This window comes from Shewanella sp. Arc9-LZ, assembly GCF_010092445.1.
Classification (GTDB): Bacteria; Pseudomonadota; Gammaproteobacteria; order Enterobacterales; family Shewanellaceae; genus Shewanella.
Genome location: NZ_CP048031.1, coordinates 3,037,043 through 3,057,809, shown reverse-complemented (window position 1 = coordinate 3,057,809; position 20,767 = coordinate 3,037,043). Strand labels below are relative to the sequence as shown.

Genomic DNA, 20,767 nt, shown 5'->3' with positions numbered 1-20,767 from the left:
TTTGTGGCTGTGGTGATATGTTATTTATACTCTAATCGTCTTATATAGCGCTTTATTAGGTTATTACTTATATTTTATGCATAACTATTCGGATTAGTTAATTAGGAAACAATAATATTTAACAAATAGTATATATCCCGTCATGCTGTAAAGTCTGCTTACTCCTTTTAATATGTTAAATATTACTCTACACCACTATGGATATGATTATTCTACCCATATTTAAGGTGGGATTTTACGGTTATCTCTTCTTGATGTTTAACACACAGCATATGGTCATCAAGATGAGTAAGATAATGCTATTAACTTAACAATTGATAATGTATTTGATAAAAAGAGGTTGGTGAATTTTACCGGCTTAACATTTATTCACGTTTACATTTTGCAAAGTGTGCGATGGTAAGGGGGATTCGCAGTTTACTTTTACCTGATTATTGTGTTTTTGTGAGTTTTAGGCCGTAAAAGTATGCTGTTGTTACCAGGAACAATTCTATTTATATGACATGTTTTGTTTAATAAATTGTTAAATTTTTGGGTAAACACATTAATAAAGCTTCATCTCTTACAGTTCCTGAGGTTTTTAGTGTGTTTTAGCGCATTTTGAGCAAAATAAAGTCTGCTTTTCCCTCGGTACAATATTCACAAGCGTGTTGGTACTCGGTATAGTAAGCCAACTTTTACAACCTAAAAATTGATGTTCAGATTATGTTTGTTTGGCCTATTTCAATCTATTACGAAGATACCGATGCCGGCGGTGTTGTGTACCATTCGAATTACTTAAAATTTTTTGAACGAGCCCGAACGCAATGGTTAAAAGCAATGGGTGTTCGCCAAGCTGAACTGTTGGCAGAAGATATTGCTTTTGTCGTCAAACATGCAGAATTAGATTTTCGTAAAGCTGCAAAATTTGAACAGGATTTCGTGGTTGAATCCAAGGTTATAGAATTAAAAAAAGTGTCGTTGGTATTTCACCAGCGCCTAGTTGATCATCAAGGTGATTGCTATTGTGAAGCGACTGTTGTTGTCGCGTGTATATCTTTATCACGTATGCGTCCCCGTGCTATTCCCCTAAATATTGTTCAGGAGTTTGACAGTGCACGCTGAAATTTCATTTATTGGTTTGTTTTTAGAAGCCAGTGTGTTGGTAAAGTTAGTTATGCTGACCTTGTTGGCATTATCGATTGCCTCATGGGCAGTGATCATTCAACGCAACAAATTATTAGGCTCTGCAAGAGTTAAGTCATTACGTTTTGAAGAAACGTTTTGGTCTGGTGTTGATTTAAATCGTCTTTACAAAGAATTAATTGCGCGTGGTAGTGCTATCTCTGGTTTAGAATCGATGTTTGTGGCTGGTTTCAAAGAATATACTCGTTTGAGCAAAGTAAACAGTAAAGCTCCTGAAGCGGTTATGGATGGAACGTCTCGAGCAATGCGAGTGAGTTTGTCGCGCGAAATGGAGAAACTTGAAAACCATTTACCGTTATTGGCAACGATTGGTTCAACCAGTCCATACATTGGCTTGTTTGGTACGGTATGGGGAATTATGAATTCCTTTATTGCACTGGGCGCGGTAGAAAATGCCACATTGGCAATGGTTGCACCTGGTATTGCAGAAGCATTGATTGCAACTGCAATGGGCTTGTTTGCTGCAATACCTGCCGTTATTGGTTATAACCGTTTTACAACGCAAGTTGATAAAATTGAAATGAGTTATGCTAACTTTATGGAAGAATTCTCCAACATATTGCAACGTCAAGCGTATAGCGAGAAGGAAGCTGTTTAATGTATCAGCGTAAACGTCGTCGTCCAGTTGCAGAAATCAACGTGGTACCTTACATCGACGTGATGTTGGTGTTGTTGATTATTTTTATGGTGACAGCGCCTATTGTATCGCAAGGAGTCAAAGTAGAATTGCCTCAAGGTAATGCGGAGTCGTTGCCACCTGATAGTAAGCCTCCTATCGTTGCATCGATTGACGCAGAGGGACAATATTTTTTGAATATCGGCAGTAGTTCTAACTCTGAAGTTATGGACTTAGAGCAAGTATCAACTGAAGTTGGAGCGTTAATCCAACTTGAACCGTTAAGGCCAGTGGTTGTAAAAGCGGACCGCACGATACCTTATGAAAGCGTTATTCAATTAATGATTAGCTTGCAAGGTGCTGGCGTGCCTGCCGTAGGGCTAATGACCGATTCACCAAAGGAGAAATAGGTGGCTGGAAATTCAGATTTAACCGTACCAGTTTCTATTTCTGCTGGTATTCATATTGGATTTATCGTCATTCTTGCTTTAGGCATTAGTTTTGATGATAAGCCCAAGCAAATGCAAACGGCAGCAGCAAGTGCACCTGCCGTTCAAGCAATTGTAATTGATCAACAGAAAGTGAATGACAGAGTTGAGCAATTAAAGAAACAAAAGCAAGATGTGACTAAGCAAGAAAAAGCCCGTCAAGCAGAACTAGAACGTAAAGCATCAGAAGCTCGCCGTGAGCGTGAACGTGAACAAGAAAAAATTAAAACTTTAGAGATCCAGCGTAAACAAAAAGAGCAGGAAACTCAAAAGGCTAATGACGCCGCTAAAGCCGCTCAGGCAAAGCAAGTGCTAGAAAAAGAGCGAGCAGATAAAGCTGAAGTAGTACGCAAGCAAAAAGAACAAGAGCAAAAAGCTTCTGAAGACGCAGCTAAGAAAGCCGCTGAAAAACGTAAGCAAGAAGAAGCTGCTGCGAAAAAAGCTCAAGAAGAACGTCAACGCGCTGATGACGAACGTAAACGTAAAGAAGATGCTGAGCGTAAACGTAAAGCAGAAGCTGATACTAAAGCGCGTCAAGAACGTGAAATGGCAGAGGCTATGGCTGCTGAACAAGACTCACTTTCTAAAACACGTAACAAGCAAGTGTTGTCAGAAGTTGATAAGTATAAAGCCATGATTATTGCCACTATTCAACGAAATTTAGTTGTTGATGAGTCAATGCGTGGGAAAAGCTGCAGGGTCTTTATTCGTCTAGCGTCAGATGGTTTTGTCACAACAAGCCAAACGTTAGATGGTGATCAGGTAGTTTGTCGAGCCGCCAAAGCGTCGATAAATAAAGCGGGACGGTTACCAGTATCGCCTGAACCGGCTGTTTATCAGCAATTAAAAGAAATTAATTTAACCGTTTCACCGGAATTTAATTAATATCAATCGTATTTAATGATGGAATGGAGTTAAAAGGAGTCGCATGAATAATTTGGCTAAATGGCTAACACTGGTATTAATAGTGTTAACTACACCCGCTCGCGCAGCGTTAGATATTGTGATTACAGAAGGGGTTGATGCAGCAAGACCGATTGCTGTTGTACCTTTTGTATGGCAAGGTCAAGGTCCAGCTCCTGCATCTATTTCTGATGTGGTAGCATCTGATTTGTCTCGCAGTGGTACATTTAAGACACTTGATGTGCGTGCATTGCCACAATCAACTATTTCGTCTGTAAATGGATTTACTGCTCAAAATTGGGCTAATGTAGAAGCGGAAGCGCTTGTGGTTGGTACGGTTAAGCCATATGGCGCCGATCAATATTTAGTGAGTTTTGAGCTGATTGATTTAGTCAAAGCACAACTTCAAGCGGGTAAAGGGCCTCAGAATAACAATGAGTTATTACTTGAAAGCCGTGAAACGGTTATTAGTGCAAACCAATTTAGACAGTACAGCCACCGTATCAGTGATATTGTGTATGAAAAGCTCACCGGTATTCGTGGTGCATTTTTAACCCGTATCGCATATGTTGTGGTTAAACAAGGTCAAAAAGCACCTTACCATCTAATGATTGCGGATTACGATGGCTACAATGAACAAATGTTACTACGTTCACCAGAGCCATTGATGTCACCAACGTGGTCTCCTGATGGTCGTCGTTTAGCTTATGTGAGTTTTGAAAATAGAAAAGCTGAAATCTTTGTTCAAGACATTTACAGCCAAACTCGTACATTAGTGAGTAGTTTTGACGGTATTAATGGTGCACCAGCATTTTCTCCTGATGGCAAAAAATTAGCTGTTACACTGTCAAAAGATGGCCAACCAGAAATTTATGTCGTCGATATTGCGACTAAAGCAACTCGACGTATTACAGAGCATTACGCAATCGATACTGAACCTTCTTGGTTCCCAGACGGTAAATCAATTTTATTTACCTCTGAACGTGGTGGGAAACCACAGTTATATCGCGTAAGTTTAGATACAAATAAAGTCTCGCGTATGACTTTTGAAGGTGAATGGAACCTAGGCGGTTCAATTAGCCCAGACGGTCGTAGTATGATTTTTGTAAACCGTACTAACGGTAAATTCCATATTGCTAGAATGGATCTTGCAACACGCTTTATGCAGGTGCTTTCATCAACTCAACTCGATGAATCACCAAGTGTTGCTCCAAATGGCACTATGGTTATCTACGGTACAACCCATCAAGGTAAACAAGTGTTAGCTGCTGTTTCTATGGACGGCAGATTTAAAGCAAGATTGCCTGTCGGCCAGGGCGAGGTGAAGTCACCAGCATGGTCTCCGTTTCTCTAAATAGATATTGATAAGGATTTAAAATGGATCTGAATAAGTTGTTTAAAGCTATGTTGGTTGCAGTTCCGCTTATGGCACTGGGTGCCTGTAGCTCAACTTCAGACTCTGAAACTGACGCTAACGGTTCTATGAGTGGTACTGGTAGTGAATACGGTAATGGTGGTATTGAAACTGGTGGTGTAGCTCCTGTACTGAGCTCTGCAGAACAGCAGCGTTTAAAAGAACAAGAATTACGTCGTCAAAATATCATTTACTTCGACTTTGATCGCAGTGAAGTTCAAAGTGAAAATGCTGAGATCATTCAAGCTCATGGTAACTATTTAGTTGAGCATCCAAATGTTCGAGTGTTGATTGAAGGTCATGCTGATGAACGTGGTACTCCAGAATACAACATCGCACTAGGCGAACGTCGTGCTAAAGCGGTTGCTAAGTATTTACAAGGTATGGGTGTACAACCTAGCCAAATGAGCATCGTGAGCTACGGCGAAGAAAAGCCATTAGATTATTCACGTAACGATACTGGTTTTGCTAAAAACCGTCGTGGTGTGTTAGTTTACTAAAGCGTAAGAAGTGTAAGGCCAACCGTTATCGGTTGGCCTTTTTTAGGAGATAAAAATGAAACTAGCCATATTAGTTGCGGCGATGTTCTTTACAACGGCCACGGCTTTTGCTGCACCAGCACCGGTTTCGGATGCATCTGGTGGTTCAAATGATGACAGAATTTCAAGATTAGAACGCATCATTAAAGCAAAGCAACAAGGCGAATTCGACATGCAACGTCGTATGGATGCATTGCAAAATGAAGTGTTAGATTTAAGAGGCATTACTGAGCAACAAAATTATCAAATGAATCAGATGTTACAGCGTCAACGACAGCTGTACGAGGAAATTGCTAATCTTACTGCTAAGTCATCAACCCCAGCAGCGCCAGCTCAAGCTGATGCCACTACGGTTGCCGCAGCCAGTTCAACGTTAGGTGAAACAGGAAGCTATGAGGCCGCCGTTAACTTGGTTCTTAAAGAACGCAAGTATGATGAAGCCATTCCTGCTTTTCGTAGTTTTATATCGACATACCCAGAATCTAATTATGCAGCTAATGCAAACTATTGGTTAGGCCAATTGTTGTACAATAAAAGTGAGTACAATGATGCGAAACAAGCTTTTAGTACAGTTGTCAGTAAATTTGCAGATTCAAATAAGCGTGGCGATAGTTTAGTTAAGCTTGGCATGATTGCAGAAAAAGAAAATGACTCTGCGGGTGCAAGAGCACTGTATAACAAAGTCTTAAAAGAGTACGCAGATAGTGCCTCCGCACGCCTTGCACAACAGCAATTATCAGCATTGAAAGGCTAATTAAGCCAAAAAACAGCCTCTTAGTCTGTTTTTCATGCAAACAACAAGAAATTATAAATTTGGGCTTGCATGAGAAATTGAAAAAGGTATTATAGGCGCCCTCAGAACGGCAGAGCCTTCTGGGGTGTGTTGAGGTGATAATAACTTAGTCTACAGTTACTGTAATATGAGTTGTTATTAACAAACAACAAAATGGGATGATAATTTAACAAGACTTGAAATATAGGCAGTTTGTTTCATTCCAGTAAGAACCTTAAGTTCTTGCAAAACCAAGATGGGTCGTTAGCTCAGTTGGTCTTGAAATAGAGACAGTTGGCTTTTGTTCCAGTAAGAATATCAGTTCTTGCAAAACCAAGATGGGTCGTTAGTTCAGTTGGTCTTGAAATAGAGACAGTTGGCTTTTGTTCCAGTAAGAATATCAGTTCTTGCAAAACCAAGATGGGTCGTTAGCTCAGTTGGTAGAGCAGTTGGCTTTTAACCAATTGGTCGAAGGTTCGAATCCTTCACGACCCACCACTTTTTAAATCGTGGTTAAAGAATTTAAATGTTATAAAATGGGGCATTCACTCCAGTAAGAATATCAGTTCTTGCAAAACCAAGATGGGTCGTTAGCTCAGTTGGTAGAGCAGTTGGCTTTTAACCAATTGGTCGAAGGTTCGAATCCTTCACGACCCACCACTTTTTAAATCGTGGTTAAAGAATTTAAATGTTATATCAAGATGGGTCGTTAGCTCAGTTGGTAGAGCAGTTGGCTTTTAACCAATTGGTCGAAGGTTCGAATCCTTCACGACCCACCACTTTTTAAATCGTGGTTAAAGAATTTAAATGTTATAAAATGGGGCATTCACTCCAGTAAGAATATCAGTTCTTGCAAAACCAAGATGGGTCGTTAGCTCAGTTGGTCTTGAAATAGAGACAGTTGGCTTTTGTTCCAGCAAGAGTATGAATATCGCAACACCAAGATGGGTCGTTAGCTCAGTTGGTAGAGCAGTTGGCTTTTAACCAATTGGTCGAAGGTTCGAATCCTTCACGACCCACCACTTTTTAAATCGTGGTTAAAGAATTTAAATGTCATATCAATATGGGTCGTTAGCTAAGTTGGTCTTGAAATAGAGACAATTGGCTTTAGTTCCAGTAAGAATATCAGTTCTTGCAAAACCAAGATGGGTCGTTAGCTCAGTTGGTAGAGCAGTTGGCTTTTAACCAATTGGTCGAAGGTTCGAATCCTTCACGACCCACCACTTTTTAAATCGTGGTTAAAGAATTTAAATGTCATATCAAGATGGGTCGTTAGCTCAGTTGGTCTTGAAATAGAGACAGTTGGCTTTTGTTTCAGTAAGAATATAAGTTCTTGCAAAACCAAGATGGGTCGTTAGCTCAGTTAGTCTTGAAATAGAGACAGTTGGCTTTTGTTCCAGCAAGAGTATGAATATCGCAACACCAAGATGGGTCGTTAGCTCAGTTGGTAGAGCAGTTGGCTTTTAACCAATTGGTCGAAGGTTCGAATCCTTCACGACCCACCACTTTCTCTGTTATTCCCTCACTATTCTTTCTAAATCATCACAGAATACCAGACTTATCATTGGCTGAAATAGCTCGGTATATTTTCAGATGTTTAAATCTCGATAGTTTGTTTTAACTTCAATAATAATTAGGTTTTGCAAAATCAAGATGGATCGTCAGCTCAGTTACTCTGTATGAAATCAACTGCTGCCGTTGACTTTTGAGTCATTTTTCCAATGTTTGAACCTTTCATCACCCACTATTTTACTCCTTTAGTTATGTCCTCTAATAATCCCTTTTATCAACGTTAAATCTTATTATTACGTTACAAGATTTGAGTAGCGTTCGATGATTATATTCCAGCGAGCCTAAGATGCTATACGAAACCAATCCAGGTCGTAACTGGTCGATGTATTTTGTTATCAGCTTATTTAGCGTTTAATTTCTTATAAATCTTTAGTGTCCAAACTCATCAAGATCTACATTGTATTAAACAACATCTTGTTTTCGAAGTAGTCTATTTATTAGTTTTTGCTTGTCTACTTTTGTCTCATAGACCTATTGCTAATGTTACATGGCTGTTAATTGGCTCATATTGCTCAAGATTAGAACAATATCAATAGGGAGATAATAATGAAAAAGCAAAAACTCAGTCTTTATGTTGCAGGCGCGTTATTGGCGATGAGTGGGGGAGCTCAGGCTGCTACAGATATGACTTTTGGTGGTTACATTAAAGCCGATGTGATGTTTAGTGATTATGGCAATGGGGCGCCAGATTCAGGTTCGTTATCTCGTCAGTTTTATGTGCCAGGCACTATTTATGGTACGACGGGTAATGGTAAGCAAGTAGTCGACTTTCAAGCTCGTGAATCACGTTTTAATTTTAAGACTGTTACTGATGTTGAAGGGCATACACTGACTGGTTTTATTGAACTGGATTTTATGACGCATACAGATGGTAATGAACGAGTTTCTAATAGTTACTCTCCACGTATTCGCCATGCATTTGTAAGTTATGACAATTGGACTGTAGGGCAAACGTGGACTACTTTCCAAAACCCTGGTGCTTTACCGGAAAACCTAGACTTTGTCGGTGCGGCTGATGGAACACCGTTTGTGAGACAATCACAACTACGTTATACCAGTGGCAATTGGCAGTTCTCAATTGAGAATCCTGAAACAACTGTGACGCCATTGAGCGGCGGTGGTCGAATTACTAGTGGCAGTGGCGTTGTTCCTGATTTTGTTGGTCGCTATAACTTTAGTGCTGCCAGTGGTTCTGCATTTTCAGTGGCGGCGATTGTAAGGCAATTAGATCTAGAGCAAGTTGTTGGTACCACAACGTATGACACATCAGAACTAGGTTATGGTGTCAGTTTCGCGGGTGTTATTCCTGTCGGTAAAGATGACTTCAAATTTACTGCAACTTACGGGGAAGGGTTAGGTCGTTATATGGCGCTAAATTATGCCAACGCTGGCGTGCTTGATACCAATGGGGAAATTCAAGCGATTAAATCATTTGGTGGTTTTGTGTCATATCGTCACTGGTGGTCGGAGCAATGGCGTTCTAGTGTGACGTTCTCAGGTTTTAGCGCAGATAATGATGTGGCGCTTACCGGTGGTGCAGTTAATAAAGAGGCTTACTCTGGTTACGTTAACTTATTGTTTTCACCTTCAAAGCCACTAACATTTGGGGTTGAGTTTATGCATGCCTTAAATGAACGTGAAGACGGTTCTGATGGCGACTTAAATCGGATTATGTTTTCGGCGAAATATGCTCTTTAATATTTGAGCAGATAACAAAAAGGCAACCAGATCGGTTGCCTTTTTAGTTTAAATTTAAGAAGCTTACTTAATTGAGTAAGTTGTTTTGACGAACATAAGCTTCAAATTCGGTGCAACCACCAATAGGTTGTTCATCAACAAAGATTTGTGGAACAGTTTCTACCGTTTTACCCACACTTTTTGATAAATCCGCTTTAGTGATGCCTTCGGCATGAATATCAATATATTTGAATTTAAAATCTTCACTTTGCGCCGCTAACTTTTCTGATAATTCAACAGCTCGAACACAATATGGGCAACCTGGGCGGCCAAAAATAACTACAAACATGGTGACTCCTGTTTAATGATATGGCCAATTTATACCATAAGTACTTTTCAAATCATAATTCAACGCAATTAATTTTGTTTTAACTCATATCGATTTTATATTTGCCTTGATAGTCAAAAAATGAATCAACTAAATCCCAACGATGTTTGTTTTTTTTCAGTAATAATAAATCGGGTTTTCTGAATCGAGTTTGATCCGCCAATACATCAGTGACTTTTTTATATTGAGGATGGGGAATGCCTGGCGTGCGGGTATGACTGAGAACATATACCGCATAAAAAGCTTTTCGTTGTGCTGGTGTCGCGAAGTTAAACGTTTGCTTAAAATCATTACCTTCAATGTCAATGTATTGAATAAGCAACTTATTGTCTTGATCGTGCAACAACATTTGCTCACATTTAAATAAATGATGATGCTGAGCATTAAGTACTTGTTTTAGGCGTTTATCGGGATCAATTAAGGTCGATTGGCAGCTATGACAAATGCGAGCCGCGATATCATTCTCCGCTCCACAGTCTGGGCATGATTTTGATCGAAATCTAAAATCACACTGTTGTTGCTCATTGATTAATCCTTGGCAGCGTCTGCCATAATGTTCAACAATATCACCATCGCCATCCACTAGACCCCAAAAAGTATTAGCAAATTGACACACAGGACAATGCACTTGTACTGGCACTGATTTGCTATTGGGTTTGGCTTGACCGACTTCTGGGTAAAATAAGTCGTAACCATTAGCGGCATAATCAATGACTAAACAATCTGTTTTATTGGGAGCTAAACGTAACCCTCGGCCAATCATTTGTTGGAATAGGCTCACCGATGCAGTGGGGCGCAAAATTGCGATAAGGTCGACGTGAGGAGCATCGAAGCCTGTGGTTAATACGGCAACGTTAACAATGTATTTGAGGTTCTGGGCTTTAAAGCGATGTATGATGTCATCACGTTCGTTATGTGGCGTTTGAGCGGTAATTAAGGCGGCATCGTTGTCTAACAGAGTCATGATTTCATTGGCATGTCTGACCGTAGCTGCAAAAATTAAAATACCTTTTCGGCATTCGGCAAGTTGTTTTACTTGCTTGATAATTGCAGTGGTTGCTCGTCCCTGATGATGCAATAAAGAATCGATTTCCATTTGTGGGTATTCACCACTGTCATGCGCCACCAGTTCACTAAAATCATATTGCGCACTCAACCCGTCAAAAATGGTCGGTTTGGTTAGGTAACCTTTCTTGATTAATGGTCGCATTGGGAGTTCAAAAATGCATTTTTCGAATACAGGTTTATCAGTATTACCTACTTTCCCATGATAATGGTGCCGATAAATCCAGCCTAAACCTAAACGATAAGGCGTGGCGGTTAGCCCAAGCAGTTTAATGTCAGGATTACGCGCTTTAAGGTGCGTGAGCAGTTGTTGATATTGACTGGTAGACTCATTACTGACTCGATGACATTCATCAATGATCACTAATGAAAATGCTTGAGTGAATTTTTCTAGGGCGCAAGCGGCCGATTGAACACTGGCTACCACGGTTTTGCCATTAGCCTTTTTTTGATTTAATCCTGCTGAATAGATATTGGCCTCTTGGGTGAGTAAACCCACTTTTTCAGCATTTTGAGCGACTAATTCCTTTACATGAGTTAGCACCAGTACATTACCATTAGCAATACGGGCCAGTTCGGCAATGACAATACTTTTTCCCGCACCGGTAGGTAACACTAACACCGCTGATTGTTGGCTGTGCTTGAAATGAGCGATAGCCGCATCAACTGATTGCTGCTGATAGTCGCGTAAGGTGATATTTCCGGGTTGAGTAGATGAATGTTTCACGTTATCGAGTAGTGTTATTTTGGTTTATACAAAGCTTAACATAGCCAATGATTGATAGACCATGATGTTTTAAATGCGTTAAATAAATCAATTGGTCATGGTTAAAGATGATAAATACACTGGGATGGTACTTTTTGCGTGTTAAGCGCTGTTTTTTTATATCAGTTGGTGTAGATTCATCTATTGAAATAAGATGATATTGATACTAATAAAAATGAAATTTATCACCATCAGGAAGAACACATTATGAAATTTTTATCGTTAGCCGCTCTGTTAATGGTTAGCCACCTCGCCGTTGCCGAAGAAGGTCTTGTCATTGGTTTATCTATTGAAGAAACGGTTAAGCATTCAGATGATGCAACTGCATCGGCTTCAAAAATTGTGATGGGATTAAATGAATCTGTGTCACTTAGTGTCGAAGGAGACTATGGCGTGACCATAGTGTCGACAGCAAATAGTGATAATAAGGTTAATTTGTTGATAAGTTTACGTGATGAATCTAATGACGGTGCGGATCTATTAGGTGACAAAGCCATAACGATTAAAGTGGGCCAATCAACGAGCTATAAAATGACTCTAAATGATCATTCATATAATGTCACCATTGATACTGCTTATGGCCCACAGCCTAAGGTTTCAGATAAATAAAAACGTCAATGAATCTTAATTTTTAGATAAAAAAAGCCCCTCAATCGAGGGGCGAAAAGAGAAATTGGTCAGGATTTCTCAGGGTGGATAGAACATCATAAGTTGATTTTATTACTCTGTTTTGTTTAAGCGAGACTCAATCAAGGTATCAATCACCGCAGGATCTGCCAGAGTAGAAGAATCACCTAAATTAGTGACTTCATTAGCCGCAATTTTACGTAAGAATCGACGCATAATTTTGCCTGAACGCGTTTTAGGTAAACCACTTGCCCATTGGATAAGATCCGGGGTTGCAAGTGCACCAATTTCTTTACGAACCCATTGACGAAGTTCTTGACGTAACTCTTCTGTTGGCTCAATGCCACGAGTTAGGGTGACGTATGCATAAATGCCTTGGCCTTTAATGTCATGGGGGTAACCCACAACGGCCGCTTCAGCAACAAGCTCATGCGACACTAAAGCGCTTTCCACTTCAGCAGTACCTAAGCGATGTCCCGAAACGTTGATGACATCATCGACACGGCCTGTAATCCAATAATAGCCATCTTCATCACGACGCGCGCCATCACCGGTAAAATACATACCGCGGAATGTTTTAAAATACGTCAGCGCAAATCTATCATGGTCACCGTACACTGTTCGCATTTGGCCTGGCCACGAGTCAAGGATAACTAGGTTACCTTCACCAGTGCCTTCAACAATATCACCCATGTTATCAACCAGTGCTGGCTGTACCCCAAAAAATGGTCGAGTCGCTGAGCCAGGTTTGGTATCAGTTGCGCCAGGTAATGGACTAATCAGAATGCCACCAGTTTCAGTTTGCCACCAAGTATCGACGATAGGGCAGTTCTCATGACCAATCACTTCATGGTACCAACGCCAAGCTTCAGGGTTTATCGGTTCACCCACAGAACCCATAATGCGCAATGAATCGCCTTTATAGCTACTAAAAGGTTCTTTACCTTCAGCCATTAATGCGCGAATTAAGGTTGGCGCGGTATACAGGATATTGACCTTATGTCGATCAATCATTTCACCTAATCGAGCTGGAGTAGGGTGATTAGGTACGCCTTCATGAATTAATACCGTGGCGGCATTAGCAAAAGGTCCATATACCATATACGAATGGCCAGTAATCCAGCCTACGTCGGCTGTACACCAATATACTTCGTCTGCTTTATAGTCAAACACGTATTCGTGTGTCATCGAGGCATATACCATATAACCGCCGGTAGTATGCAGCACACCTTTAGGGTTACCTGTAGAACCTGAGGTATAAAGCAAAAATAATGGATCTTCGGCGTTCATCTCTGCTGGTTGGCAAAATTCTGAAGCAACTTCCATGAGTGAATGCCACCAAACATCTCGGCCTTCAACCCAATCTACATCTCCACCAGTGCGCTTAAATACAATGACTTTTTCGACGCACGTAACATCAGGATTTGATATTGCTTCATCGATACTGCGTTTTAGAGGAATTTTACGGCCACCACGAACACCTTCGTCGGCGGTTATTAAGACTTTTGATTTTCCATCAATTACCCTTGCCGCTATCGAGTCTGGTGAGAAGCCACCAAATACCACTGAATGAACAGCACCAATGCGAGCACAAGCCAGCATCGCGACTGCAGCTTCAGGCACCATAGGCATGTAGATAGTGACGATATCGCCCTTATTAACCCCTTGGCTACGTAGCGCATTGGCAAACTTACACACTTGCGTATGCAGTTCTGCGTAAGTTAATTTGCGTTGTTCGTTGGCGTCATCGCCTTCCCAAATAATAGCAAGCTTATCGCCGTGTTCTTCAAGGTGACGATCTAAACAATTGGCCGAGGCATTGAGCGTGCCATCATAAAACCAATTAATCGAAAGATTATGATCATCAAAAGACGTTTTCTTAATTTTGGTATAAGGTTTAATCCAATCAATACGTTTGCCGTGTTCTCTCCAGAAACCTTCTGGATTAATAATGGACTCCTGGTACATTTTCTTATATTGATCGTTATTAACCAGTGCGTTTTCTGCAATGTCACTAGGAACTTTGTAAAGAGACTGCGGGGTCATGGGGCTTCCCTTTCTAAAAATGGCGTGGTTAAAGTATCATCTGCAACGGGCTGTTTGCACTATTAGACCTTGGTCTAGTTTTAAAATATCCTTAATATTTAGTCTGTTGCACGTGTTAATATGGTAATGATTGCTGCAGATTTGGTCGATTATTTATATCGATTCTCTTATGTAGGTTGTTTTCTGCTCAATACATGATGTTTTAGATGAAAATAAAACAGATTTTTAATAATAATAAAGTGATAGCGGACGTTTCATGAACTTAACCTTAATCGTGGCCGTGATTGCGGTGTGTTATGTGTCATTGCTGTTTATTTTGGCATGGGGTGCCGAGCGATGGTTTAGTAAAATAAACCAAAAAGCTCAAGTATGGATTTATGGGCTCAGCTTAGCGGTGTATTGCTCATCATGGAGTTTTTTAGGCACAGTAGGTCAGTCTGCCAATGATTTATGGTCATTTCTACCTATTTTTGTCGGCCCAATATTAGTGTTTACCCTTGGGTTTGGCATGCTACGAAAAATGGTTGTAGTGTCTAAAGCACAAAACATTACTTCAGTTGCCGACTTTATTGCTGCTCGTTATGGCAAGTCACAGTTATTAGCCGCTTTAGTGACGCTTATTGCTTTGTTTGGCATCATGCCTTATATCGCGCTACAGCTTAAAGCAATGGTGTTTAGCCTTAACTTATTCCAACCTGACAATACCCCCTTGAGCCCAGTGGCGGTGCCATTATTGATCACCATGTTACTGGCCATTTTTGCCATTTTATTTGGTACGCGTAAATTAGATGCGACTGAACATAATCCTGGAATGATGGTCGCGATTGCGTTTGAGTCATTGGTTAAACTTGCGGCATTTATCTCAGTCGGCGTGGTAATTAGTTTTGGTGTTTTTGATGGCTTTGGCGATATTTGGCAGCAGGCATCAGATAAAGCATTAATCGAAAATAGTCACATTCGTTTAGAGTCGTTTCTCCCTGAACTATTTGTTGGAATGGCCGCTTTTTTATGTATGCCAAGGCAGTTCCATGTGATGGTGGTCGAGTGTGGCGGCGAGCATATTTTAAAAAAATCACGTTGGATATTTCCGATTTATTTAGCCTTGTTTGGCTTGTTTGTCGCGCCATTAGCATTAGCCGGTAAAATTATTTTGGGTGATTCGGTATCTGCTGATACCTATGTGATTAATTTGCCTTTGGCACTAGACCAACCAATATTAGCGGTTGTTGCCTTGTTAGGTAGTTTATCTGCAGCAACGGGGATGGTGATTGTTGCTGTGGTGACTATCAGTGTGATGGTCAGTAATGAGTGGCTGGTGCCATTTTTGCTGCGAACGGGGCAAATAAGGGAAAAGAACTTCAGCCAATTTTCTCAATTATTGTTAAATGTACGCCGTTTATCGATTGTGGTTATTTTAGGCTTCGGCTATTTGAGTTACTTACTGTTTACCGACAGTGATTCACTTTCACATTTGGGGATGATGTCCTTTGGTGCATTTTCTCAACTAGCCCCCGCACTAGTCGGCGGATTATATTGGAAGCACGGCAATCGAGCTGGTGTCTATCTAGGCCTTGCTGTCGGTTTTAGCCTGTGGTGTTTTATTTTACTTCAAGGTGCCGGTGAAGCCCGTTTGATTGGTAGTGAGTCAGGCTTACTCAATTCGATAACCCCAAATGTTAGTGATACTTTGATTGCTTTGTTAGCGAATATATTTTGCTATGTACTAGGATCTATTTGGTTTAGAGCTGGTGTTGCTGAGCGCATTCAAGCGAGTAATTTTGTTAAACCTTGGTCATCAAAAAAAGATTCAAAAAAACGTCAAGGGCCTATTTCGCAACAAGATTTGTTAATTTTGGCTAGCCGATTTGTGAGTCCTACTCGTGCTTATGAGAGTTTTAGTCGTTTTTCAGCCGATGCAGTAAAAAGTGATAGTTGGTACAAAGCTGCCCCAGAAGAATTAATTGCCCACACCGAACATATGTTGTCGGGGGTTTTAGGTGCATCAAGTGCATCATTAGTGATGGACTCAGTCCTGCAAGGCCGCGATTTGGCGCTGGATGAAGTATTCAGTCTCGTTGATGAAGCATCCTCTAAAATTATTTTAAGCCAAGATATGTTACGTGGCGCAATTGAACATGCTTATGAAGGCATGAGTGTGGTCGATAAAGATCTTAATTTAGTTGCCTGGAATTATCGCTATGTCGAGCTATACCAATACCCTGAAAGCTTTTTAGTCCAAGGAATGCCTATTGCTGATGTGGTGCGATTTAATGCGTTGCGCGGCTTTTGTGGTACTGGAGACATTGAAAACCAGGTTGCTGTGCGAGTTCAACATATGCGTAATGGCACTCCGCACACATCTGAGCGTGAACGCCAAGATGGTAAAGTCATTAAAATTCAAGGAAACCCAATGCCTGATGGCGGTTTTGTAATGACATTTACTGACATTACCCAATATCGCTTACAAGAGAAGGCGTTACTGGAAGCCAATGAAACATTAGAAAGTCGGGTACAAGAACGAACCTATGAATTGGCAATGTTAAACAGTGAATTACTTGAAGCTAAAGCACAGGAAGAAATGGCACACGCGTCTAAAACTCGCTTTTTAGCCGCAGTGGGCCACGACTTAATGCAGCCACTAAATGCCGCGAGATTATTTACAGCATCGTTATCACAATATCCTAATCTGGATCTTGAAGCCCGCACCACCTTAACTCATGTGAATAGTTCGTTGAAAATAGCGGGAGAGTTATTGACCGATTTGCTCGATATTTCTAAGCTCGACTCTGGCATGGTGGACGTTAACCGCCGTGATTTTGCTATTGCTGAAGTGATTAATGGTTTATCGGTTGAATTTGATGCAATGGCAAGTGACAGCCAAATTTCTTTTTCGATGGTGCCCTCTACCGCGACGGTGAACTCCGACCCTTCATTGTTGCGGCGTATTTTACAAAACTTTTTAACCAACGCTTATCGTTATGCTCGAGGTGGTAAAGTGTTATTTGGTTGCCGACATCGAGGTGACTTTATCGAGATTCAAGTACTCGATACGGGTTGTGGGATTAATGAGTTTGATATACAAGAAATTTTTAAAGAGTTTAAACGTCTTAATCATCCCAGTAGTCGTAATGTCAGTGGTTTGGGGCTGGGGCTAGCGATTGCCGATAGGATTAGCAAAGTACTTGATCATCAAATTCATGTAAGTTCGACCTTAGGCCATGGTTCTCTATTCTCTATATTCGTGCCATTAGGTGAAACGGTCAGCCAAATAAGCATTAAGCCTTTACCAACATTATTACAGCCTTTAGCTGGCATTAAAGTATTGTGTATTGATAATGAAGATGCCATTCTCGCGGGGCTAGAGTCGTTATTAAGTCGTTGGCAATGCGAGGTTATTTGTGCCAAAGATCTTGCTGACGCTCGAATTAAGTTAGGGCTTAAAGGGGTTGCCCCTGACATCATGTTAGCTGATTATCATTTAGATGATGATCAAAATGGTATTGATGCGATGAATGGTATTCGCAGTCGTTATGGTGAACATTTACCTGGAATATTAATTACTGCCAATACCAATAAAGAGTTGGTTGATGATGTCGAAAGACGCGGCTATCACTATATGGCTAAGATGGTTAAACCTGCCGCATTACGCGCGTTAATTTCTAGTCTGGTCAAAAAGTAAGTGAGTTATTTAGCGTTGAGGACAACTAATGATCACAGCCTATGGCGATAGCATGTCAGGTAATTGTTATAAAGTGCAGCTGGTGCTGAATATGCTAGGTGTTGAGCATCTATGGCAAGAAATAAGTATCACGAAAGGTGAAACGCAGACACCAGAGTTTTTAGCTAAAAATCCAGCAGGAAAAATACCATCAATTGAACTCAATGATGGCAGAGTGTTGTCTGAATCTAATGCCATTATGGGTTATCTTGCAGAAGGCTCTGAGTTGATCCCAACTGATGTCTTTAGTAAAGCGAAAATGTACCAGTGGATGTTTTTTGAACAATATGGTCATGAGCCATATATTGCCGTTGCACGCTTTATTCAGTTGTATTTAGGGTTGCCTGATGATCGTTTAGTTGAATATCACTCACTGCACGTTAAAGGCCATAAAGCGCTGGCGGTTATGGAGGCTGAACTTGCTAAGCAATCCTTTCTGTGTGGTTCGCAGCTTACCTTAGCGGACATTGCTTTGTTTGCGTACACCCATGTAGCTCATCAAGGTGGCTTTGAGTTAGCCCATTACCCAAAGATTAATCAATGGTTAATACGCATAAAACAGCAAGCTGGGTTTGTGCCGATGGAGAGTTAATTCTTTACTATTTTTATGAATATCTTTTGATTTTCATGTGTTGTCTGTCGCTATGAATTTGTTGGTATTATTAATAAAGTATTAAATACTGAATAGGCGATAAAAAGCATAATTGTGCCGACTAAGACATCAATCACGCGTTGAACTTTCGGCGCACCTAACCAAGGGGCAAGTTTAGCGGCGCCAAGTGCAATAGTATAAAACCGCAAAACCGACGCCAGTATGGTATCTATAGCAAATGCCCATTTTTCGTTACCATCAAAAGTGTCGCCCACGCTACCTAATATCATCACAGTATCTAAATACACATGAGGGTTAAGCAAGGTGACCGAAAATGTGGTGCCGATAATTTTTTTACGACTATTAGCTGCTGTAATATGTGTTGCAATTTGGTACTGATTTCGCAATACATTTTTGAACGATGTTGAAGGTAAAGATCCTACGATTAATAGGTTAAAGGATGGCCAAGCTTTTGGCGTCATTTCGGTGCTATCTACACCGATTAAAGGTTGTCAACTAACTCGATTAGGCTGTGTCGACTATCTGCTAGTCGCTTCACCTGAGTTTAGTCGTCATTACTTCCCTAATGGAATTAGTGCAGACAGTCTTAGAAAAGCTCGGGGTATTGCGTTTGATCACAAAGACAATATGCACACACGCTATATTCAACAGCATTTTAGTCTGATGCAAGGTGAATACCCATTACATGCTGTTCGTTCATCAGATTCCTTTGTTACCATTGCTAAACATGGCGCTGCCCATTGTTTAGTACCAAAAACGCAAATTAAATCAGAACTAGCCACTGGTGAGTTAGTGCACATATGTAAAGACCATATCATCACTGAAACGCTTTACTGGCACCATTGGATTTTACTTAAAGGTGTCTATAAAGACGTTTCAGATGCCATTATTGCCCACGCTCAATCGGTATTAGATTAAGCTAAACTTTGACCTAATTAAACTGAGCATGACCCAATTTAAAATCTGGCCAAGCAAGAGAAGAGTTAAGTTTTAATTATCCATGGCTAATCAACGTTTGATTCTCTTCGGTAGGAATAAGGGTATCGGCAATTAACAACATGGCCGAGGTTAGTTGGGTTAATTGTGCAGCGCTAATAGTGTAAGGCGGCATGATGTAGATATAGCGGCTAAAAGGCCTTACCCACACACCTAAGTCAACAAAGGCTTTTTGTAAGGCTGCGGTATTCACTGGCGAGTGCATTTCGATTACGCCGACACTGCCAAGTACTCGTACATCTTTAACCTCTTTTGACGCCATGGCTGCGGGTAAGGTGCGGATTAAATGCGCTTCAATGTTTTTTACCTGTAGTTGCCAATCGCCGGCAAGCAATAAGTCTAAGCTAGCGGTTGCTGCAGCACATGCTAATGGATTCCCCATAAAAGTAGGGCCATGCATAAACACACCGGCGGGAGAATCACTAATACCATTGGCCACTTCGTCACTGCATAAGGTGGCTGCGAGGCTAATATATCCACCGGTTAAGGCTTTACCTACACATAAAATATCGGCCTCAATATTAGCATGCTCATAAGCGAAGAGGGTGCCAGTACGGCCAAATCCGGTAGCGATTTCGTCTAATATCAATAGCACATCGTATTGGTCGCAAAGTTGGCGCAGTTTAACTAAATAAGCTGGTGAGTAAAAACGCATTCCGCCAGCACCTTGCATGATGGGTTCAATAATCACCGCAGCAATATCTTGATTATGTTGCGCAAATGCGGCATTTAATGCGAGTGTATCGGTTTGATTCAACGGTTCGTCAAACTTTGAGGTTGGCGCAGGGATAAAGACTTGTTCAGTGACATTATTACCAAACATGGTGTGCATTCCACCATCAGGATCACATACGCTCATCGCGGCAAAAGTATCACCATGATAACCACTTTTTACGGTCATAATCCGTTGCTTTTGCGGCTGGTTCCGCCCCTGCCAATATTGCAGCGCCATCTTTAGCGCAACTTCCACAGCAATTGAGCCTGAATCAGCTAAGAAAACCTTAGTTAAGTTATCGCTGGTCATCTGCACTAAGCGTTTTGAGGTCTCAATGGCTGGCTGATGGGTTATGCCGCCAAACATCACATGACTGAGCTGTGATAGCTGCTTTTGCATAGCGGCCAAAATGGTCGGATGACTATAACCATGCACACAAGACCACCATGAACTGGTGCCATCTATAAGTACTTTTCCATCATCTAAAGTCAACTCACAACCTTGTGCTGAAACGACTCCATATACAGGCAGAGACTGGGTCATAGAGGTATAAGGGTGCCATATATGTTGTGCATCGAAAGCGTAATCGATAGTGGTATTTGTGTCGGGAAGTGCCATAATTATAGGTGCTCATCATTTGACCACTAGTAAAGCGCAAAGTGGTTGT

The 20,767-nt window shown here is 41.0% G+C and carries 17 protein-coding genes and 6 tRNA genes; 18 read left to right on the top strand and 5 right to left on the bottom strand.

Annotation, left to right across the window (positions count from 1 at the left end; all coding sequences use genetic code 11):
• Window positions 1-702 precede the first annotated feature (702 nt).
• From ybgC to GUY17_RS13050, 14 genes are all read left to right on the top strand, one after another.
• Window positions 703-1,104 (top strand): tol-pal system-associated acyl-CoA thioesterase, encoded by a 402-nt coding sequence (ybgC, locus tag GUY17_RS13115; RefSeq protein WP_101086782.1) that lies wholly within the window; start codon window positions 703-705, stop codon window positions 1,102-1,104.
• Window positions 1,094-1,783, top strand: a complete 690-nt coding sequence (tolQ, locus tag GUY17_RS13110; RefSeq protein WP_101086783.1) for a protein TolQ — start codon at window positions 1,094-1,096, stop codon at window positions 1,781-1,783. Before ybgC ends, tolQ begins: the two co-directional genes overlap by 11 nt.
• Window positions 1,783-2,211: a protein TolR gene (tolR, locus tag GUY17_RS13105; RefSeq protein ID WP_101086784.1), complete on the top strand. Its 429-nt coding sequence runs from the start codon at window positions 1,783-1,785 to the stop codon at window positions 2,209-2,211. Before tolQ ends, tolR begins: the two co-directional genes overlap by 1 nt.
• On the top strand, window positions 2,212-3,174 hold the full coding sequence (gene tolA / locus GUY17_RS13100; protein WP_162023399.1) for a cell envelope integrity protein TolA: 963 nt from the start codon (window positions 2,212-2,214) through the stop codon (window positions 3,172-3,174).
• 43 nt (window positions 3,175-3,217) lie between these two features.
• Complete coding sequence (tolB, locus tag GUY17_RS13095; protein WP_011636935.1) at window positions 3,218-4,546, top strand: Tol-Pal system beta propeller repeat protein TolB; 1,329 nt, start codon at window positions 3,218-3,220, stop codon at window positions 4,544-4,546.
• Window positions 4,547-4,569: 23 nt separating this feature from the next.
• Complete coding sequence (gene pal / locus GUY17_RS13090; RefSeq protein WP_101086786.1) at window positions 4,570-5,106, top strand: peptidoglycan-associated lipoprotein Pal; 537 nt, start codon at window positions 4,570-4,572, stop codon at window positions 5,104-5,106.
• Between the two features lie 55 nt (window positions 5,107-5,161).
• Window positions 5,162-5,899: a tol-pal system protein YbgF gene (gene ybgF, locus GUY17_RS13085; RefSeq protein ID WP_059745509.1), complete on the top strand. Its 738-nt coding sequence runs from the start codon at window positions 5,162-5,164 to the stop codon at window positions 5,897-5,899.
• Window positions 5,900-6,339: 440 nt separating this feature from the next.
• Window positions 6,340-6,415: transfer RNA gene (locus tag GUY17_RS13080), tRNA-Lys, on the top strand.
• An 86-nt stretch (window positions 6,416-6,501) separates the two neighbouring features.
• Window positions 6,502-6,577, top strand: a tRNA-Lys gene (locus GUY17_RS13075).
• 43 nt (window positions 6,578-6,620) lie between these two features.
• Window positions 6,621-6,696: transfer RNA gene (locus GUY17_RS13070), tRNA-Lys, on the top strand.
• 167 nt (window positions 6,697-6,863) lie between these two features.
• Window positions 6,864-6,939: transfer RNA gene (locus GUY17_RS13065), tRNA-Lys, on the top strand.
• Window positions 6,940-7,064: 125 nt separating this feature from the next.
• Window positions 7,065-7,140 (top strand) — tRNA-Lys (locus tag GUY17_RS13060).
• Between the two features lie 206 nt (window positions 7,141-7,346).
• Window positions 7,347-7,422: transfer RNA gene (locus tag GUY17_RS13055), tRNA-Lys, on the top strand.
• 613 nt (window positions 7,423-8,035) lie between these two features.
• A complete protein-coding gene (locus tag GUY17_RS13050) occupies window positions 8,036-9,187 on the top strand; it encodes a DcaP family trimeric outer membrane transporter (RefSeq protein ID WP_101086787.1) in 1,152 nt (383 codons plus the stop codon).
• 67 nt (window positions 9,188-9,254) lie between these two features.
• Here the strand turns inward: GUY17_RS13050 and GUY17_RS13045 are convergent, their stop codons facing one another.
• On the bottom strand, window positions 9,255-9,515 hold the full coding sequence (locus GUY17_RS13045) for a GrxA family glutaredoxin (RefSeq protein ID WP_011636939.1): 261 nt from the start codon (window positions 9,513-9,515) through the stop codon (window positions 9,255-9,257).
• Between the two features lie 79 nt (window positions 9,516-9,594).
• The gene (locus GUY17_RS13040) at window positions 9,595-11,346 is read right to left on the bottom strand and encodes a DEAD/DEAH box helicase (protein WP_162023398.1); all 1,752 of its coding nucleotides are present in this window, start codon (window positions 11,344-11,346) and stop codon (window positions 9,595-9,597) included.
• A gap of 246 nt (window positions 11,347-11,592) precedes the next feature.
• Here GUY17_RS13040 and GUY17_RS13035 point away from each other — a divergent pair, with 246 nt between their 5' ends.
• A complete protein-coding gene (locus tag GUY17_RS13035; protein ID WP_101086789.1) occupies window positions 11,593-11,994 on the top strand; it encodes a hypothetical protein in 402 nt (133 codons plus the stop codon).
• Between the two features lie 111 nt (window positions 11,995-12,105).
• Here the strand turns inward: GUY17_RS13035 and acs are convergent, their stop codons facing one another.
• A complete protein-coding gene (gene acs / locus GUY17_RS13030; RefSeq protein ID WP_162023397.1) occupies window positions 12,106-14,058 on the bottom strand; it encodes an acetate--CoA ligase in 1,953 nt (650 codons plus the stop codon).
• A 256-nt stretch (window positions 14,059-14,314) separates the two neighbouring features.
• Between acs and GUY17_RS13025 the strand changes: the two genes are divergently transcribed.
• Window positions 14,315-17,737, top strand: a complete 3,423-nt coding sequence (locus GUY17_RS13025; RefSeq protein ID WP_162023396.1) for a PAS domain-containing hybrid sensor histidine kinase/response regulator — start codon at window positions 14,315-14,317, stop codon at window positions 17,735-17,737.
• A gap of 31 nt (window positions 17,738-17,768) precedes the next feature.
• Window positions 17,769-18,368 (top strand): glutathione S-transferase family protein, encoded by a 600-nt coding sequence (locus GUY17_RS13020; protein WP_162024363.1) that lies wholly within the window; start codon window positions 17,769-17,771, stop codon window positions 18,366-18,368.
• A gap of 50 nt (window positions 18,369-18,418) precedes the next feature.
• On the opposite strand, the gene GUY17_RS13015 is transcribed toward GUY17_RS13020, so the two are convergent.
• Window positions 18,419-18,775: a LysE/ArgO family amino acid transporter gene (locus GUY17_RS13015; protein WP_254439821.1), complete on the bottom strand. Its 357-nt coding sequence runs from the start codon at window positions 18,773-18,775 to the stop codon at window positions 18,419-18,421.
• Window positions 18,776-18,782: 7 nt separating this feature from the next.
• Here GUY17_RS13015 and GUY17_RS13010 point away from each other — a divergent pair, with 7 nt between their 5' ends.
• On the top strand, window positions 18,783-19,307 hold the full coding sequence (locus tag GUY17_RS13010) for a hypothetical protein (RefSeq protein WP_174839617.1): 525 nt from the start codon (window positions 18,783-18,785) through the stop codon (window positions 19,305-19,307).
• A 76-nt stretch (window positions 19,308-19,383) separates the two neighbouring features.
• Here GUY17_RS13010 and bioA read toward each other — a convergent pair whose 3' ends face one another.
• On the bottom strand, window positions 19,384-20,718 hold the full coding sequence (bioA, locus tag GUY17_RS13005) for an adenosylmethionine--8-amino-7-oxononanoate transaminase (protein ID WP_162023395.1): 1,335 nt from the start codon (window positions 20,716-20,718) through the stop codon (window positions 19,384-19,386).
• Window positions 20,719-20,767: the final 49 nt, after the last annotated feature.

What these genes read in the sequence shown, in the direction of transcription:
- tolB (WP_011636935.1), top strand. Translation starts at nt 3,218, where the DNA reads ATGAATAATTTGGCTAAATGGCTAACACTGGTATTAATAGTGTTAACT.
- GUY17_RS13035 (WP_101086789.1), top strand. Translation starts at nt 11,593, where the DNA reads ATGAAATTTTTATCGTTAGCCGCTCTGTTAATGGTTAGCCACCTCGCC.
- GUY17_RS13045 (WP_011636939.1), bottom strand. Translation starts at nt 9,515, where the DNA reads ATGTTTGTAGTTATTTTTGGCCGCCCAGGTTGCCCATATTGTGTTCGA.
- GUY17_RS13025 (WP_162023396.1), top strand. Translation starts at nt 14,315, where the DNA reads ATGAACTTAACCTTAATCGTGGCCGTGATTGCGGTGTGTTATGTGTCA.
- ybgF (WP_059745509.1), top strand. Translation starts at nt 5,162, where the DNA reads ATGAAACTAGCCATATTAGTTGCGGCGATGTTCTTTACAACGGCCACG.
- pal (WP_101086786.1), top strand. Translation starts at nt 4,570, where the DNA reads ATGGATCTGAATAAGTTGTTTAAAGCTATGTTGGTTGCAGTTCCGCTT.
- tolR (WP_101086784.1), top strand. Translation starts at nt 1,783, where the DNA reads ATGTATCAGCGTAAACGTCGTCGTCCAGTTGCAGAAATCAACGTGGTA.
- GUY17_RS13050 (WP_101086787.1), top strand. Translation starts at nt 8,036, where the DNA reads ATGAAAAAGCAAAAACTCAGTCTTTATGTTGCAGGCGCGTTATTGGCG.
- acs (WP_162023397.1), bottom strand. Translation starts at nt 14,058, where the DNA reads ATGACCCCGCAGTCTCTTTACAAAGTTCCTAGTGACATTGCAGAAAAC.
- bioA (WP_162023395.1), bottom strand. Translation starts at nt 20,718, where the DNA reads ATGGCACTTCCCGACACAAATACCACTATCGATTACGCTTTCGATGCA.